At 59.7% G+C, this 15175-nt stretch carries 14 protein-coding genes; 10 read left to right on the top strand and 4 right to left on the bottom strand.

What is annotated here, in order from left to right; genetic code table 11:
• Positions 1–10 precede the first annotated feature (10 nt).
• From mepS to yejF, 7 genes are all read left to right on the top strand, one after another.
• On the top strand, positions 11–586 hold the full coding sequence (mepS, locus tag ACJ8IN_RS15600; RefSeq protein WP_033635277.1) for a bifunctional murein DD-endopeptidase/murein LD-carboxypeptidase: 576 nt from the start codon (positions 11–13) through the stop codon (positions 584–586).
• Between the two features lie 12 nt (positions 587–598).
• On the top strand, positions 599–847 hold the full coding sequence (locus tag ACJ8IN_RS15595) for a hypothetical protein (protein ID WP_125460721.1): 249 nt from the start codon (positions 599–601) through the stop codon (positions 845–847).
• 151 nt (positions 848–998) lie between these two features.
• Positions 999–2582, top strand: a complete 1584-nt coding sequence (locus tag ACJ8IN_RS15590; RefSeq protein WP_060422651.1) for a cyclic di-GMP phosphodiesterase — start codon at positions 999–1001, stop codon at positions 2580–2582.
• 93 nt (positions 2583–2675) lie between these two features.
• Entirely contained in the window at positions 2676–4484 is a 1809-nt protein-coding gene (locus tag ACJ8IN_RS15585) for an extracellular solute-binding protein (protein ID WP_039565061.1), read from the top strand.
• A gap of 9 nt (positions 4485–4493) precedes the next feature.
• Complete coding sequence (locus tag ACJ8IN_RS15580) at positions 4494–5585, top strand: microcin C ABC transporter permease YejB (RefSeq protein WP_087763381.1); 1092 nt, start codon at positions 4494–4496, stop codon at positions 5583–5585.
• Positions 5582–6607, top strand: coding sequence for an ABC transporter permease (locus ACJ8IN_RS15575; protein WP_015378535.1), 1026 nt, complete (start codon positions 5582–5584; stop codon positions 6605–6607). Before ACJ8IN_RS15580 ends, ACJ8IN_RS15575 begins: the two co-directional genes overlap by 4 nt.
• A gap of 1 nt (position 6608) precedes the next feature.
• Entirely contained in the window at positions 6609–8219 is a 1611-nt protein-coding gene (gene yejF / locus ACJ8IN_RS15570) for a microcin C ABC transporter ATP-binding protein YejF (protein WP_047571257.1), read from the top strand.
• Between the two features lie 8 nt (positions 8220–8227).
• Here yejF and ACJ8IN_RS15565 read toward each other — a convergent pair whose 3' ends face one another.
• The 3 genes from ACJ8IN_RS15565 to rsuA form a co-directional block, all read right to left on the bottom strand.
• Positions 8228–8572: a YejG family protein gene (locus ACJ8IN_RS15565; RefSeq protein WP_004935763.1), complete on the bottom strand. Its 345-nt coding sequence runs from the start codon at positions 8570–8572 to the stop codon at positions 8228–8230.
• 594 nt (positions 8573–9166) lie between these two features.
• Positions 9167–10363, bottom strand: coding sequence for a Bcr/CflA family multidrug efflux MFS transporter (locus ACJ8IN_RS15560; protein ID WP_025303559.1), 1197 nt, complete (start codon positions 10361–10363; stop codon positions 9167–9169).
• A gap of 41 nt (positions 10364–10404) precedes the next feature.
• Complete coding sequence (gene rsuA, locus ACJ8IN_RS15555) at positions 10405–11118, bottom strand: 16S rRNA pseudouridine(516) synthase RsuA (RefSeq protein WP_033648013.1); 714 nt, start codon at positions 11116–11118, stop codon at positions 10405–10407.
• A 318-nt stretch (positions 11119–11436) separates the two neighbouring features.
• Between rsuA and ACJ8IN_RS15550 the strand changes: the two genes are divergently transcribed.
• Together ACJ8IN_RS15550 and rplY are read left to right on the top strand one after the other, a co-directional pair.
• A complete protein-coding gene (locus tag ACJ8IN_RS15550; RefSeq protein ID WP_308325913.1) occupies positions 11437–13194 on the top strand; it encodes a DEAD/DEAH box helicase in 1758 nt (585 codons plus the stop codon).
• A 162-nt stretch (positions 13195–13356) separates the two neighbouring features.
• Positions 13357–13641 (top strand): 50S ribosomal protein L25, encoded by a 285-nt coding sequence (rplY, locus tag ACJ8IN_RS15545; RefSeq protein WP_004935776.1) that lies wholly within the window; start codon positions 13357–13359, stop codon positions 13639–13641.
• 84 nt (positions 13642–13725) lie between these two features.
• Here the strand turns inward: rplY and yejK are convergent, their stop codons facing one another.
• A complete protein-coding gene (gene yejK / locus ACJ8IN_RS15540) occupies positions 13726–14733 on the bottom strand; it encodes a nucleoid-associated protein YejK (RefSeq protein WP_033635284.1) in 1008 nt (335 codons plus the stop codon).
• 210 nt (positions 14734–14943) lie between these two features.
• Here yejK and ACJ8IN_RS15535 point away from each other — a divergent pair, with 210 nt between their 5' ends.
• The gene (locus ACJ8IN_RS15535) at positions 14944–15171 is read left to right on the top strand and encodes a YejL family protein (RefSeq protein ID WP_004935782.1); all 228 of its coding nucleotides are present in this window, start codon (positions 14944–14946) and stop codon (positions 15169–15171) included.
• Positions 15172–15175: the final 4 nt, after the last annotated feature.

Raw genomic sequence — 15175 nt, 5'->3', positions numbered from 1 at the left:
AACAACAACAATGGTCAAATCTCAACCGTTTCTGAGATATTTTTTGCGGGTAGTCCCTGCAATTGCCGCTGCGGTTATGCTCTCCGCATGCAGCTCGACTCACACTTCGAACTTGAATAACGCACAAACTGAGATGCGTGCAGTTAATGACAAAGACGGTCTTTTACTGCAAGCCTCTCAGGATGAATTCGAAGCGATGGTCCGCAACGTTGACGTCAAGTCAAAGATTATGGATCAGTACGCGGACTGGAAAGGCGTTCGCTACCGTTTAGGCGGTGACAGCAAGCGCGGCATCGATTGCTCGGCGTTTGTTCAACGCACCTTCCGCGAACAGTTCGGCATGGATTTACCGCGTTCTACCTATGAACAGGAAGATCTCGGCAAGAAAATCCAGCGCACCAAGCTGCGCGTCGGCGATTTGGTGCTGTTCCGCGCCGGTTCTACCGGGCGCCATGTCGGCATCTATTTAGGCAACGATCAGTTCGTTCACGCCTCCACCAGCAGTGGGGTCATGATTTCCAAGCTGACCGATAACTATTGGAATAAACGTTATCGAGAAGCGCGCCGGGTGTTGACCAACGGTTAACGGCGCAATGCCTTGAAGATCCTGAATACCAAACGAGCGATAAGCGCCGCCTACGGGCGGCGTTTTTTTTGGTTGTCTAACAGATATCATCAAGATTGCTCCCTGCCTTATCGCCATCTTTCTCCGCTTAACGCTGCCGCACGCCATTATTTTGATAAACTGTTGGCAGGAAATCGCGCCATCGAGGAAAAACTCGCCTATTATCGTCAGATGACGGCAACGGCGCCCCGGCGTTATTTAAAACGTTTCCGCTTAAAATAAGCGCATTATATTTCTGTCGGCGACGCCGCATATTTAAACAACGCCGCCGGTTGGTACGGGATAAAAAGGCAAAAATGAAAAAAAAGCCGTTGGCACAATCCATTAAATGGCTGCGCGACACCCCTGACGCCCTGTTGCAGAGGACTCGGTTATGGGCTTGAAAAGAGCTTTTGCCCGCAGCGTGTCTCACCGACAGCGCAGCCTGGCTAAAAGCGGCGTCGCCGCCCTGGTATTTTTTACGCTCTTCACCGCGGTCACGCTTTCTTTGATTAACCACCAGCGCACGCAATATCAACATAAGGTCGAAGCGCGCACGCAAAAGTTCACGCTGGGTTATATCTCGCACCTGAAGACGGTGATGCAGCAAATGATGCCGCTGCTGGCCAAGCCTTGCCTCTCAAGCCAGTCGGACATTACCTACCAGGCGGCCTTTACCAGCGGCGTGCGCACCTTCCTGTTGGTGAAAGACGGCTACGCCTATTGCTCTTCCGCCACCGGCGACATGATGTTGCCGATGAAAAATCTCTACCAGGAAATCGACTGGAATCTGCCCCTGGATCTCAAGCTGCAGCAGGGCACGCCGATCGTGCCGAACAAACCGGCGGTTGCGGTTTGGCTGCGGCATCCCGACGAAAAGGCCACCGGCATCCTCGCTACGCTGGACATCGATCTGATGCCTTATCTGCTGTTCACCTCGCACGACGAACAGGCGCCGGGCATCGCCATCGTGATGGGCAACCGCGCGCTGACCACCTTCAGCCCGAACCTGATGCCGGTCGATCAGTTGCCGAAGGGCAAGGCGGATAAACTGACGCTGCCCAATCTGCCGCTGACCATTCTGTTCTACAACGAGAAACTGACCCCCAACGACATTCGCCTGACGCTGCTGGGCAGCCTGGTGCTGTCATTGATGATCGGCGTACTCTGCTATTACATGCTGCTGCTGCGGCAAAGCCCGGAACGCGCACTGCTGCGCGGCATCAAGCGCAACGAGTTCTTTATCGAATACCAGCCGGTGTTCCACACCGACAGCAACAGCATCGGCGGGCTGGAAGCGCTGATCCGCTGGCAGCATCCGATCGAAGGCCGCATCCCGCCCGACGTCTTTATCCCCTACGCCGAAAGCAACGGGCTGATCGTGCCGCTCACCCGCCACCTGTTCAGGCTGATCGCCGAAGATGCGCCGCAGCTCGCCAAAGCGCTGCCGCGGGGAGGCAAGGTCGGGCTCAACATCTCCCCCGCCCACCTGAGCGCGCCGTCGTTCCACCAGGACGTGTATGAACTGTTGACGCAGCTGCCGGGCGATTACTTTACGCTGGTGTTTGAAATCACCGAGCGCGGCATGGTGGAAGAAGAGAGTGCGCTGGCGGAGTTTGACTGGCTGCACAAACAGGGCATCGAGATCGCGGTGGACGATTTTGGCACCGGGCACAGCGCGTTGATCTATCTTGAGCGCTTCACCATGGATTACCTGAAGATCGATCGTGGCTTCGTCAACACCATCGGCCAGGACACGGTCACCGCGCCGGTGCTGGATGCGGTGATCTCGTTGGCGAAAAAGCTGAAAATGCTGACGGTGGCCGAGGGCGTGGAAACCGCCGAGCAGATGCAGTTCCTGCAAGAACACGGCGTTAACTTCATGCAGGGCTACTACTTCAGCAAGCCGCTGAGCATCGACAATTTCGTCGCTTACTGCAATGCTCATCAGGTCTTTGATTATCAGGCAAATAAATAGTTAGTCTTTAAGCATCTTTACCCTGCGCCCGCCCGAAGAATGTTATGCTGGGCGCAGGTTGTACTTTATTCCACAGCAGGAGCTTACCGTCTGATGTCCGTGCGCATTTTCGCTGCTCTGGTGCTCTCGGCACTGAGTTTCGGTCTGCGGGCCGAAGCCCTCAACGAAAGCTACGCTTTCGCCCTTCTCGGTGAACCGAAATACGCCACCGACTTCAGCCATTTCGACTACGTCAACCCGGCGGCACCCAAAGGCGGCGACGTGCGGCTGGCGGCCATCGGCACCTACGACAACTTCAACCGCTTCGCTACCCGCGGCGTGCCCGGCGAACGTACGATGGAGCTGTACGATACGCTGTTCACCAACTCCGACGACGAACCCGGCAGCTATTATCCGCTGATTGCCGAATCGGCCCGTTTCCCGGCCGACATGCGCTGGATGGAGTTGGATATCAACGCCCGCGCCCGCTTCCAGGACGGCAGCCCGATCACCGCCGCCGACGTGGCCTTCACCTTCAATAAATTCATGACCGAAGGCGTACCGCAGTTTCGTTCCTATTACAAAGGCGTCACGGTCAAGGCCATTTCCCGGCTGACGGTGCGCATCGAGCTGCCTAAAGCCAACCGTGAGCAAATCCTCAGCCTGCTCAGCCTGCGCGTATTGCCGGAAAGCTTCTGGAAAAACCATAAGCTCAACGAACCGCTCAGCACCCCGCCGCTCGCCAGCGGCCCGTATAAAATCGCCGATTACCGCCTCGGCCAGTACATCACCTACCAGCGAGTGCGCGACTACTGGGCCGCCAACCTGCCGGTGAACCGCGGCCGCTACAACTTCGACAGCATTCGCTACGATTATTACCTGGACGATAAAGTATCGCTGGAAGCCTTCAAGGCCGGCGCTTACGATTTCCGCATCGAGCCGTCGCCCAAAAGCTGGGCCACCCAGTATCAGGGCGGCAACTTCGCGCGCAACTACATCATCAAGCAGGATGAGACCAATCAGGCGGCGCAGAATACCCGCTGGCTGGCGTTCAACCTGCAAAAACCGCTGTTCGCCGATCGTCGGGTACGGGAAGCGATCGGCCTGGCTTTCGACTTCAACTGGATGAACAAGGCGCTGTATTACAACGCCTATCAGCGCGCCGACAGCTATTTCCAAAACACCGCCTACGCCGCCCGCGGCTACCCGGACGCCGCCGAACTGGCCTTGCTGGCGCCGCTCAAAGGCCAGATACCGCCGGAGGTGTTTACCAGCATCTACCAGCCGCCCTCCTCCGACGGCAGCGGCAACGATCGGCAAAACCTGCTGAAGGCGACCCAATTGCTGAAAGAAGCCGGTTGGGTGGTCAAAAATCAAAAGCTGGTCAACGCCAAAACCGGCCAGCCGTTCACCTTCGAACTGATGCTGCTGAGCGGCAGCAACTTCCAGTACGTATTACCCTTCCGCCACAACCTGCAGCGGCTGGGCATCGAGATGCAAATTCGCGAAATTGACGCCTCGCAGTACACCCGTCGCATGCGTGAACGCGATTTCGACATGATGTCGACCGTATATATGGCGATGCCGTTCCCCAGCGCCGATCTGCAAATCCTGTGGGATTCGCAGTACATCGATTCCAGCTACAACACGGCCGGCGTCAAAGATCCGGCGGTCGACAGCCTGGTGAGGCAAATCGCCGCCCATCAGGGCGACGAAAAGGCCCTGTTGCCGCTCGGCCGCGCGCTGGATCGGGTGCTGACCTGGAACAACTACATGCTGCCGATGTGGTACTCCAACCACGATCGCTACGCCTATTGGGACAAGTTCTCCACGCCGTCGATCCGCCCGGCCTATGCGATCGGCTTCGATAACTGGTGGTACGACGTCAACAAGGCGGCGCGTTTACCGGCTCAACGGCAATAAGGAGTCGGAATGGCGGCCTATCTGATACGCAGACTGTTACTGGTGATCCCCACGCTGTGGGCGATCATCACCATCAACTTTTTTATCGTGCAAATTGCCCCCGGCGGCCCGGTCGATCAGGCCATTGCCGCCATTGAGCTGGGGCACGGCAGCGGTTTTGGCAGCGGCGGCGCAGGTGAAGGCCTGGGCCATGCCCGGGCAGGCATCGCGGCAGGAGACGGCCAATATCGCGGTTCGCGCGGCCTGGATCCCGAGGTGATCGCCGAGATCACAAAACGCTACGGCTTCGATAAACCGCTGCACGAGCGCTACTTCACCATGCTGTGGAACTATATGCGCTTCGACTTCGGCGACAGCCTGTTTCGCGGCGCTTCGGTGATGCAGCTGATCGGCCAGAGCCTGCCGGTCTCCATCACGCTGGGCCTTTGGAGCACGCTGATCATCTACCTGGTGTCGATCCCGCTCGGCATCCGCAAGGCCGTCCACAACGGCAGCGCGTTCGATACCTGGAGCAGCACGCTGATCATCATCGGCTACGCCATTCCGGCTTTCCTGTTCGCCATCCTGATGATTGTGCTGTTCGCCGGCGGCAGCTACCTGGACTGGTTCCCGCTGCGCGGCCTGGTCTCCAGCAACTTCGACACCCTCTCGTGGCCGGCGAAGATCGCCGACTACCTGTGGCACATCACGTTGCCGGTGCTGGCGACGGTGATCGGCGGCTTCGCCACCCTGACCATGCTGACCAAAAACTCGTTCCTCGACGAGATCCGCAAGCAGTACGTCACCACCGCCCGCGCCAAGGGGCTGGATGAGAAAAAGATCCTGTACCGCCACGTGTTCCGCAACGCCATGCTGCTGGTGATCGCCGGTTTTCCGGCCACCTTTATCAGCATGTTCTTCACCGGCTCGCTGCTGATTGAGGTGATGTTCTCGCTCAACGGCCTGGGGCTGCTGGGCTACGACGCCACGCTGCAGCGCGACTACCCGGTGATGTTCGGCACGCTGTATATCTTCACCCTGATCGGCCTGCTGTTGAATATCCTCAGCGATATCACCTACACCCTGGTCGATCCGCGCATTGACTTCGAGGCCCGCCAATGAGCCGCCTTAGCCCGATCAACCAGGCGCGCTGGGCGCGCTTTCGCCGCAACCGCCGCGGCTACTGGTCGCTGTGGATCTTTTTGGTGCTGTTCACCCTGAGTCTGGCCGCCGATCTGATCGCCAATGACAAACCGCTGTTGGTGCGTTATGAAGGCCGGCTGTACCTGCCGTTTATGATTAGCTACAGCGAAACCGCCTTCGGCGGCGAACTGAATACCGAAGCCGACTATCAGGATCCGTTCGTGCAGCGGCAGATCGAACGGCACGGCTGGGCGGTGTGGGCGCCGATCCGCTTCAGCTACGACACCATCAACTTCGCCACCGAAGTGCCCTTCCCCTCGCCACCTTCCCGCCACAACCTGCTGGGCACCGACAGCAACGGCGGCGACGTGCTGGCCCGGGTGCTGTACGGTTTTCGCATCTCGATGCTGTTCGGCCTGGCGCTGACGCTGTTTTCCAGCCTGATCGGCGTGTGCGTCGGCGCGACGCAAGGGTATTACGGCGGGCGTTTCGATCTGTGGGGGCAACGCTTTATCGAAGTGTGGTCGGGCATGCCGACGCTGTTTCTGATCATTCTGCTGTCGAGCATCGTCCAGCCCAATTTCTGGTGGCTGCTCGGCATCACCATCCTGTTCGGCTGGATGAGCCTGGTGGGTGTGGTGCGCGCCGAATTCCTGCGCACCCGCAATTTTGACTACATCCGCGCCGCGCGCGCCATGGGCGTGCCGGATCGCGTTATCATGTCCCGCCATATGCTGCCCAACGCCATGGTGGCGACGCTGACCTTCCTGCCGTTTATCCTGTGCGGCTCGATCACCACCCTGACGTCGCTCGATTTCCTCGGTTTCGGTCTGCCGATCGGTTCGCCGTCGCTCGGTGAGTTGCTGCTGCAAGGCAAAAACAATCTGCAGGCGCCGTGGCTCGGCATCACCGCCTTCCTGGTCTTGGCGGTGCTGCTGTCGTTATTAATCTTTATCGGCGAAGCGGTGCGCGACGCCTTTGACCCCAGCAAGGCGCATTGATATGGCCACTCCTTTGCTCGCTATTCAGGATCTCAGCATCGCCTTCCGCCAGGGCGACACCGTCACGCCGGTGGTCAACGAACTCTCGCTGCAAATCGCGCCGGCGGAAACGCTGGCGCTGGTAGGGGAATCCGGCTCCGGCAAAAGCGTCACCGCCCTGTCGATACTGCGCCTGCTGCCCGCGCCGCCGGTGGTTTACCCTGCCGGCGACATTCTGTTCAACGGCGATTCGTTGCTGCATGCGCCGGAAGCGGCGCTGCGCAAGGTGCGCGGCAATCAGATCGCGATGATCTTTCAGGAACCGATGGTGTCGCTTAACCCGCTGCACACCATCGAGAAACAGCTGGCGGAAGTGTTGATGCTGCACCGCGGCCTGCGGCGCGATGCCGCGCGCGCGGAGATCGTCGAGTGCCTGGAGCGCGTCGGCATCCGCCAGGCCAAAAGCCGGCTGCAGGATTACCCGCATCAGCTGTCCGGCGGTGAACGCCAGCGGGTGATGATCGCCATGGCGGTGTTGACCCGCCCGAAACTGCTGATCGCCGACGAACCCACCACCGCGCTCGACGTCACTATCCAGGCGCAGATCCTGACGCTGCTGCAAGAATTGAAACGAGAGATGGACATGGGGCTGCTGTTCATCACCCATAACCTGAATATCGTGCGCCGCCTGGCGGACAACGTGGCGGTGATGCGCCAGGGGCGCTGCGTGGAGCAAAACGCCCGCGCGCGGCTGTTCAGCCGGCCGCAGCATCCTTACACGCAGCAGCTGCTGGCCGCCGAAGACGTCGGTGAACCGCTGCCGTTGCCTGCCGCGGCCAACGGGCGCCCCGGCGACGAGCGGCCGCTGCTCAAGGTGGAGAATCTGCAGGTGCGTTTCCCCATTCGCCGCGGCCTGCTGCGCCGCACGGTGGATTATCACTATGCATTGAAATCATTGAGTTTCGAGCTGCGGGCCGGGGAAAGCGTGGGGCTGGTGGGAGAATCCGGCTCGGGCAAAAGCACCACCGGGCTGGCGCTGCTGCGCCTGTTGGCCTCGCAGGGCGCCATCTGGTTCGACGGCGAACCGCTGCACCCGCTCACGATGAAGCAGATGCTGCCCTACCGCAGCCGGATGCAAATCGTCTTCCAGGATCCCTATTCCGCCCTGAACCCGCGCCTGAACGTGCAGCAGATCATCGCCGAGGGGCTGGAAGTGCACCAGCAGCTTAGCGCCGAGCAGCGGGAACAGCGCGTGATCGAGGTGTTGCAGGAAGTCGGCCTGGATCCGCAGCTGCGCCACCGCTATCCCACCGAGTTTTCCGGCGGGCAGCGCCAGCGTATCGCCATCGCGCGCGCGCTGATCCTGCAGCCGCAGCTGCTGATCCTCGACGAGCCGACCTCTTCGCTGGATAAATCGGTGCAGGCGCAGATCCTGACGCTGCTGAAATCGCTGCAGCAACGCCACCGGCTGGCTTATCTGTTCATCAGCCATGACCTGCAGGTGGTGCGTTCGCTATGCCACCAGGTCATCGTGCTGCGACAGGGAGAAGTGGTTGAACAGGGAGACTGCCGGGCGATTTTCGCGGCGCCCGCCGCCGACTATACCCGTCAACTGCTGCAGTTGGCGGATTAGCGGCGAATTCAGAAGGGGTACTGCGCGCTGAGCGGTTCGGCGATCGCGGCGCCGACGTTTTTCAGGCGGCACATGGTGGCGCTCTCGTCGCTGCGCTGCACGAACAGGCAAGGCTCTCCTTCCCATTCGACAATCGCGCAGTCGACCTGAATCTCCTGCAGCGACAGATTGAGCTGTTGCATTACCTGCCAGGCCTCGGCCCCTTCATGGCTGAGCAACTTCAGCCCAATCAGGTTGTTATCTTCGTCTATTCCGTTAAACGGAATCGGTTCGACCTTCACGCCGGTGAAACCGGATAGCCAACGATAACTTTGCGGCAAGCGATGCACTACCGAAAGTTGGATACTCTCCACATGAAATCCCTAGTTTGAAAAGGTGAAACACTTTTACCTGACAGGGTTACTAAGTTATAGCCGTTGACTCCCGACTCTGCCGCGCACAAATGTTATTTAAATGTAAATTTTGCCGCAAACCATTAACCTGACCCCGTGCTTGCCGATGCCGCGCCATTTTTTGGCGCGCCGTGCGGTGTTATTTCACGGCATTTTGCGACTCAGCTCGCATTTTTGCGTTATATGTAACCCTTTCCCGCAGCGATCTCAACTCTTTTTTCTTGCAATGCGACTACTTTTCCGTCGCCATATTTTTACATTGAAGAAACATTTCACCCGCCACGTTAGCGCAGCCTCTCCTGCTAATGCCTTGATTTACAACAATCCTAATACAAACCACTCGCGCGGCGCAGCCGACAGAACGCCGCGCCTCCCGGGGAATATCGGGCGGCACGATGGCGGAGTTTTTTAACAAAAAGCACACAGATGGGAAAATGACCGATTAATTAGCAGGCATATATTTAGCAACAAATTATTCATTGCCGGTTGCACCCTGAAATGGCAGGGCGCAACCCCATGACGCTGCGGGGCGAAACGCCCCGAGTCGGGAGAACGTCAGGCTGCGCGATCGCGCGGCCGGCTGGCGTAAACGTAGAACAGCACCGCCACGATGCTGCACAGCGCCATCGAGGTGACCATTGGCCAGGCGCTTTTGCCCGGCGCCATCGACAGCACCGCCCCCACCAGCGCGCCGATGCTGAAGCGCAACGTGCCGGCCAGGGAAGACGCGGTGCCCGCCATATGCGGAAAATCATCCAGGATCACCGCCATGGCGTTGGAGGAAATCATCGCGATGCACCCCAGGTAAACCGCTACGCCGATCACCAGCGCCCAGAAGCCCAGGCCGACGGCGCTTACCGCCAGCAGCCACAGCCCCATCGCCAGCTGCACCAGCAGCCCCAGCTTGAACATCTTGACCGCGCCGAACCGCCGCACGTTGCGGCTGTTGATCAGCGTCGTCAGGAACAGGAAGACGATGTTCAGCGCAAAATAGTAGCCGAAGTGCTGCGGCGAAACGTGGTTCAGTTCGATGTAGACGAACGGCCCGGCGCTGAGGAACGAGAACATGCCAGCAAACGAGAAGGCGCTGGCCAACATGTAGCTCAGCACCCGCTTGTGGCGGAACAGCGAACCGAAGTTGCCCAGCGTGGTGCGCAGGTGGAACCGCTGACGCCGCTCTTTCGGCAGCGTCTCCTTGATGAACAAGGCCACCAGCAGTGAACCGATCAGCGCCGCGGCACCCATGGTCCAGAAGATGGCGTGCCAGCTGAACCACAGCAGCAGCGCACCGCCGATCATCGGCGCCAGCAGCGGCGCGATGGTCATCACCAGAATGACGAACGACATCATGCGCGAGAACTCATCCTTGGTGAACATGTCGCGCATCAGGGCGTTAATCACCACGCTGGCGGCGGCGGCGGCCAGACCGTGCAGGAAACGCAGCCCGATCAGCTGATCGATAGACTGCGCCATGGCGCAGGCGCAGCCGGCGATGGCAAAGATCAGCGTTCCCCACAGGATCACCGGCTTGCGGCCGATGCTGTCCGACATCGGCCCATAGAACAGCTGCCCGAAGGCAAAGCCGAGCATATAGGCGCTGAGCGTCATCTGCACGCTGCCGGACTCGACGCCAAACTGGGCGGCGATCACCGGCATACTGGGCAAGTACATGTCGATCGCCAACGGCATCAACATGGACAACAGGCCCAGAATGAAAATCAAACCGAGATGAGAGGTTCGGTTCTGTTGCACGTTCCACGACTCCTTAATCGGCCGCAATCAATGATCGGTTATCAGTCCTGCAGGTGCGGCGCACCCACGCTGGCGATCTCTTCTTCGGTCAGTGGGCGGTATTCACCCGGCGCCAGATCGTCATCCAGCACGATGGCGCCGATGCGCTCACGGTGCAACTCGATCACCCGGTTGCCGACGGCGGCGAACATCCGCTTCACCTGGTGGTAGCGCCCTTCGCTGATGGTCAGGCGCACCACGCGCTCGTCGACCTGCTCCAACGTCGCCGGCCGCGTCAGATCTTTCTCGTTGTGCAGTTGCACCCCTTCGGCGAAACGCTGCGCGGTGTCTTCCGCCAACGGGTGCTCCAGCGTGACCAAATAGGTTTTCTCGCAGTGGTGGCGCGGCGACGTGACGCGGTGCGACCACTGGCCGTCGTCGGTCATCAGCACCAGCCCGGTGGTGTCGATATCCAACCGCCCGGCGGCGTGCAGCTTGTACGCGACCGGCTCATCGAGGAAATACAGCACCGTCGGATGATCGGGATCGTCGGTGGAGCAGACGTAGCCCTGCGGTTTGTTGAGCATGAAATAGCGCGGGCCGTTCTGCTGCTGCAGCGGATTGCCGTCGAACGCCACTTCTTGCTCCGGGGTCAGTTTGATCGCCCCGCTCTTCACTACCTCACCGTCCACGGTGACGCGTTTAGCCCGAAGTTCGCGCGCGACCAGCGCACGGCTGATGCCTAACTGCTGAGATAAAAACTTGTCCAATCGCATGGGATCTGCTTTGCCTGTCGTTGTTATGATCGCATTGATCGTATTGCCAAAATATGACGCCCGCCGTTGCACCGGGTGCAAATGGCAGGTTCAGGGGGGAAATCGCGTGGGGGAACAGCGATTGCTGTCACACGAGTATAGCGGCACAACGCGTTGCCCGACAGGGGTAATTTTCACGCTTCTCGCACCGCGCGCGCGCAGAAGGCATAATAATGGAAATTTTTCGGCCGCCCGGGGCGTAAAATGTCACGCTTTCTGTGGGAACAGAGGTGACAAAACCGCTTCCCGGCGGCCCATTCCAACCTACGGCGTTCATTTATGGCCTTTACCCTACGCCCCTACCAATTGGAAGCGGTCGAAGCCACCATCAATCATTTCCGGCGGCACCCCGAACCGGCGCTGATCGTGCTGCCGACCGGCGCCGGCAAAAGCCTGGTGATCGCCGAACTGGCGAAGCGCGCCCGCGGGCGGGTGCTGGTGCTGGCCCACGTCAAGGAACTGGTGGCGCAAAACCACGCCAAATACTGCGCCTACGGCCTGGAAGCGGACATCTTCGCCGCCGGCCTGCAACAAAAAGAGAGCGCCGGCAAGGTGGTGTTCGGCAGCGTGCAGTCGGTGGCGCGCAACCTGCCTCTGTTCGACGGCGCCTTTTCGCTGCTGATCGTCGATGAATGCCACCGCATCAGCGACGACGACGACAGCCAGTACCAGCAAATCATCCAGCATTTGCAGAAAACCAACCCGCAGCTGCGGCTGCTGGGGCTGACCGCCACGCCCTATCGCCTGGGCAAGGGCTGGATTTACCAGTATCACTACCACGGCTTCACCCGCGGCGACGGCGCCAGCCTGTTTCGCGACTGCATCTACGAGCTGCCGCTGCGCTACATGATTAAGAACGGCTTCCTGGTGCCGCCTGAGCGGCTGGACATGCCGATCGTGCAGTACGATTTCAGCCGGCTGGAGGCCAGAAGCAACGGCCTGTTCAGCGAAGCGGATCTGAACCGTGAGCTGAAGCGGCAAAACCGCGTCACGCCGCATATCATCAGCCAGATTGTAGAGTACGCCCAAGATCGTAAAGGGGTGATGATCTTCGCCGCCACCGTCGAGCACGCCCGCGAGATCCACGGCCTGCTGCCGAACGGCGAGGCCGCGCTGGTCAGCGCCGAAACGCCGCCCGCCGAGCGCGATGCGCTGATCGAGGCGTTCAAACAGCAGCAGCTGCGCTATCTGGTCAACGTAGCGGTATTGACCACCGGCTTCGACGCGCCGCACGTCGATCTGATCGCTATTCTGCGCCCGACCGAGTCCGTCAGCCTGTATCAGCAGATCGTCGGCCGCGGTCTGCGGCTGGCGCCCGGCAAGGAGGATTGCCTGATCCTCGACTACGCCGGCAACCCGCACGATCTGTTCACGCCGGAGGTCGGCGTCAGCAAGCCGCACGGCGACAGCCAGCCGGTGCAGGTGTTCTGCCCGGCCTGCGGCTTCGCCAACCTGTTCTGGGGCAAGTGCACCGAGAATGGCGACATCATCGAGCACTACGGCCGCCGCTGTCAGGGCTGGCTGGAAGACGACGACGGCCACCGCGAACAGTGCGATTACCGCTTCCGGTTCAAGAGCTGCCCGCACTGCGGCGCGGAGAACGACATCGCCGCGCGCCGCTGCCATCAGTGCCAGGAGGTGCTGGTCGATCCCGATGACATGCTGAAGGCGGCGCTGAAGCTGAAAGACGCGCTGGTGCTGCGCTGCGGCGGCATGGAATTGCAGAGCGGCCGCGACGACAAGGGCGAATGGCTGAAGGCCACCTATTACGACGAGGACGGCACCAGCATCAGCGAGCGTTTCCGCCTGCAAACGCCGGCGCAGCGCAAAGCGTTCGAAATGCTGTTCCTGCGCCCGCACCAGCGCGCGCCGGGCGTGCCGTTCGCCTGGCACACCGCCGCCGACGTGCTGGCGCAACAGCAGGCGCTGCGCCATCCGGATTTCGTGGTGGCGCGCAAGCGCGGGCAGTTTTGGCAGGTGCGCGAGAAAGTGTTCGATTATCAAGGCCGTTTCCGCCGCGCCAATCAGTTGGCCTGAGCGAACGGCCCTCAATCTGGGCAGGTTTTCGTTGCCCTGCAGGCGGCTTTCCGTTAAAATGCCGCGCGCTTTACCTGGGCCTGCCCAGCGTTAAAGCGGAATTCCGAACTTGCTACTTGGGTCGCCTGTAGCAGGGTAAATTTTCTTTTAAGAGAAAAAACAATGTTCACTATCAATGCAGAAGTACGTAAAGACCAGGGTAAAGGTGCGAGCCGCCGCCTGCGTGCAGCAAACAAATTCCCAGCTATCGTTTACGGTGGCAAAGAAGCTGCAGTTTCCATCGAATTGGACCATGATTCTGTCAAGAACATGGAAGCTAAACCAGAATTCTACAGCGAAGCAGTAACTCTGGTTATCGACGGTAAAGAAACCAAAGTTAAGGTTCAGGCTGTACAGCGTCACCCGTTCAAGCCAAAACTGGCTCACATCGACTTCGTTCGCGTTTAATCGCTACGTTTTCGAACCTTTCGGGACGCCGAAATAAAGAACGCCGCAATTGCGGCGTTTTTTATTGTCTGCGATTCGGCGCGCTTACTTGCCGCTGCCGGTCCGGCGCTGCAGCTGATCGCGCAGATTCGGCGGCGTGCCTCTGATGGTCAGGGTGTCGGTGGCCGCATCCCAGAAAATGCGCTCGCCCAGCAGCATGGCGTCGAAGTTCAGGCTGATACCGCCGCCGCTGCCGGCGAATTTGGTTAGTTGGCGCAGCGTGCCGCGATCCGCCGGGAAGCTCTCTTCCAGCTCATACCCTTGCTCGCTGGAGAACTGCATGAAGTCTTTCTCGCCGACCGGCGACAGCTCCTGCGACAGCGCCTGCAGCTCAATCTCTTCGCCCGCCTGCAGCTGTTCGTTGCAGTAGCTGTACACCTGCTGGCGCACCGACTGGCGCTCGTTCTTGTCCAGCTGCGCATCGGCGCAGTAGTCGTCCACCGCCTGCAGCAGCCCACGGTTTTGCGCCTTGGCGTCCAACCCTTCGGACGCCGCCAGGAAATCCATGAAGAAGTCGGCGACCTTGCGGCCCACGCGCCCGCGCAGGAAGGTCAGGTAGCGGGTCGATTCCGGGTTGGTTTCCCATTCGGTCAGATCGATGCGCGCGACGATATCGGCGTTGTTGATGTCCAGATAGTGGGTGGTGTTGATATCCAGCTCTTCGTTGACGCGCATGCTGTTACGGCTGTTCAGCACCGCGATCAGCAGATACTCCACCGCCAGATAACGGTATTGGCCAAACAGCACCACGCCGCCTTCGGCGAACGGATACTTCGCCAGTTCGTCGCGCAGGCGGCCAGTCGCCGCGCGGCTGAAGGCCAGAAAGTCCTTATCGTCCTTGCGGCAGGTGCGCAGCGCTTCCGCCAGCTCGCTGCCTTCGTTGAACAGGCCCAAGGCCTTGCTCTTGGCGCTATAGACGCGATGCAGTTCCGTCATCATTTCTTCCACCGCCGCGTTGGTGGGAAGCAAGGAATCGCGCAGCACCACGTCCAGCGTTTGCTCGTCGCGTTTCACCAACTGGTGCAGAGCGATCTGGTCGATATCCAGACTCATGGTAAATCCTCCTGTTCTTTAGGCGCGTATTCAAACACTGAAGGCCCCGCCCTGCAATACTAAAAACCGCGGCAAACCGGAAAGGCGCTGCGAGGGGCAGCCCCGGCGCGGGCGAACAATTTCCCGAATGACAGGAGGTGATAAAAGAGCGGAAAATCACTGCCCTATACGGTAAGATAGGGCACTTTGCAGATTACTAAGCGCAATTTTATGCCACAATCATCCCGTTACAGTGACGAACACGTTGAACAACTGCTCTCAGAGCTGGTCAATGTTCTGGAAAAACACCATACCCCCACCGATCTTTCCCTGATGGTGCTGGGCAATATGGTCACTAATTTGATCAACACCAGCGTTGCCCCCGCGCAGCGGAAAACCCTGGCGAGATCGTTCGCGGAAGCCCTGCAGGCTTCTGTCCGTGAAGATAAAGCACATTAATATT

Source organism: Serratia sp. CY31944, from assembly GCF_052169175.1.
In the GTDB taxonomy this organism is placed as follows: Bacteria; Pseudomonadota; Gammaproteobacteria; order Enterobacterales; family Enterobacteriaceae; genus Serratia; species Serratia sarumanii.
The sequence above is the reverse complement of the archived record's forward strand: the minus strand, read 5'-3'. Positions and strand labels throughout refer to the sequence as shown.

Bases quoted from the DNA above. Each gene is read 5' to 3' on its own strand.
- mepS (WP_033635277.1), top strand. From the start codon at position 11: ATGGTCAAATCTCAACCGTTTCTGAGATATTTTTTGCGGGTAGTCCCT.
- ACJ8IN_RS15590 (WP_060422651.1), top strand. From the start codon at position 999: ATGGGCTTGAAAAGAGCTTTTGCCCGCAGCGTGTCTCACCGACAGCGC.
- ACJ8IN_RS15585 (WP_039565061.1), top strand. From the start codon at position 2,676: ATGTCCGTGCGCATTTTCGCTGCTCTGGTGCTCTCGGCACTGAGTTTC.
- ACJ8IN_RS15580 (WP_087763381.1), top strand. From the start codon at position 4,494: ATGGCGGCCTATCTGATACGCAGACTGTTACTGGTGATCCCCACGCTG.
- ACJ8IN_RS15575 (WP_015378535.1), top strand. From the start codon at position 5,582: ATGAGCCGCCTTAGCCCGATCAACCAGGCGCGCTGGGCGCGCTTTCGC.
- yejF (WP_047571257.1), top strand. From the start codon at position 6,609: ATGGCCACTCCTTTGCTCGCTATTCAGGATCTCAGCATCGCCTTCCGC.
- rsuA (WP_033648013.1), bottom strand. From the start codon at position 11,118: ATGCGATTGGACAAGTTTTTATCTCAGCAGTTAGGCATCAGCCGTGCG.
- ACJ8IN_RS15550 (WP_308325913.1), top strand. From the start codon at position 11,437: ATGGCCTTTACCCTACGCCCCTACCAATTGGAAGCGGTCGAAGCCACC.
- rplY (WP_004935776.1), top strand. From the start codon at position 13,357: ATGTTCACTATCAATGCAGAAGTACGTAAAGACCAGGGTAAAGGTGCG.
- yejK (WP_033635284.1), bottom strand. From the start codon at position 14,733: ATGAGTCTGGATATCGACCAGATCGCTCTGCACCAGTTGGTGAAACGC.
- ACJ8IN_RS15535 (WP_004935782.1), top strand. From the start codon at position 14,944: ATGCCACAATCATCCCGTTACAGTGACGAACACGTTGAACAACTGCTC.